The organism is Mycobacterium sp. 663a-19 (genome assembly GCF_035616495.1).
Lineage (GTDB): Bacteria > Actinomycetota > Actinomycetes > Mycobacteriales > Mycobacteriaceae > Mycobacterium.
This window is the reverse complement of the sequence record NZ_JAPJAV010000033.1, coordinates 1-1,305: the sequence shown is the minus strand read 5'-3', so window position 1 is coordinate 1,305 and position 1,305 is coordinate 1. Positions and strand designations below refer to the sequence as shown.

The window sequence follows — 1,305 nt, the reverse complement described above, 5'->3', positions numbered from 1 at the left end:
CCCACCGTCATAGTGCCGCCATCGGTCAACGTGCCCGACACCGTCACGCTGCCGGTATCCGTCAGCGTCCCGCCGCCGTTCACCGTCAGGGCGTGGCTGGCGCTGATGGTCAGGGTGCCGCTACCCGGCCCGGTGCTCCCCACCGTCAACGTCCCGCTATTGGCGCTGCCGGTGCCCACCGTCACGGTGCCGCCATCGGTCAACGTGCCCGACACGGTCACCGTCCCGGTATCGGTCAGCGTGCCGCCAGCGTTGACGGTCAAGCTGCCATTGACGGCAAGCGTGCCGCTGCCGGGGCTGCCGGTGCCCACGGTCAGGGCGCCGCTGTCGCTGACGGCGCCCGACACGGTTACCGTGCCGGTGTCAGTCAGCGTCCCCCCGGAGTTCACCGTCAACGTCACCCCGGAGCCGACATTCAACGTGCCGCTACCCGGGCCGGTGCTCCCTACCGTCAACGTCCCACTATTCGCGCTGCCGGTGCCCACCGTCACAGTGCCGCCATCGGTCAACGTGCCCGACACCGTCACGCTGCCGGTATCAGTCAACGTGCCCCCAGCGTTGACGGTCAGCCCCCCATTGACCGCCAGCGTGCCACTACCGGGTCCGGTGCTCCCCACCGTCAACGTGCCGCTATTCGCGCTGGCGGTACCCACCGTCATAGTGCCGCCATCGGTCAACGTGCCCGAGACGGTCACCGTCCCGGTATCAGTCAACGTGCCCCCAGCATTGACGGTCAGCCCACCATTGACCGCCAAAGTGCCACTACCCGGACCCGTGCTCCCCACCGTCAACGTGCCACTATTCGCGCTGGCGGTGCCCACCGTCACCGTGCCCGAATCCGTCAACGTCCCCGACACCGTGACCGTCCCGGTATCGGTCAACGTGCCACCGGCGTTGACGGTCAGACCCCCGTTGACCGCCAAAGTGCCACTACCCGGACCCGTGCTCCCCACCGTCAACGTGCCACTATTCGCGCTGGCGGTGCCCACCGTCACCGTGCCCGAATCCGTCAACGTCCCCGACACCGTGACCGTCCCGGTATCGGTCAACGTGCCACCGGCGTTCACCGTCAGACCACCATTGACCGCCAAAGTGCCACTACCCGGACCGGTGCTCCCCACCGTCAACGTGCCGCTGTTGGCGGTGCCGGTGCCCACCGTCATAGTGCCGCCATCGGTCAACGTGCCCGACACCGTCACGCTGCCGGTATCCGTCAGCGTCCCGCCGCCGTTCACCGTCAGGGCGTGGCTGGCGCTGATGGTCAGGGCGCCGCTACCCGGCCCGGTGCTCCCCACCGTCAACGTC

At 68.6% G+C, this 1,305-nt stretch carries 1 protein-coding gene and 1 pseudogene; one reads left to right on the top strand and one right to left on the bottom strand.

Annotated features, from left to right (window positions below):
* Positions 1 to 491, bottom strand: a pseudogene (locus OQ968_RS24715) (hypothetical protein); the annotation flags it as partial.
* Here OQ968_RS24715 and OQ968_RS24710 point away from each other — a divergent pair.
* Positions 478 to 1,305 (top strand): hypothetical protein (locus tag OQ968_RS24710; RefSeq protein WP_420716004.1); only part of this gene is annotated, 828 nt, incomplete at its 3' end. The pseudogene OQ968_RS24715 and the gene OQ968_RS24710 overlap by 14 nt on opposite strands.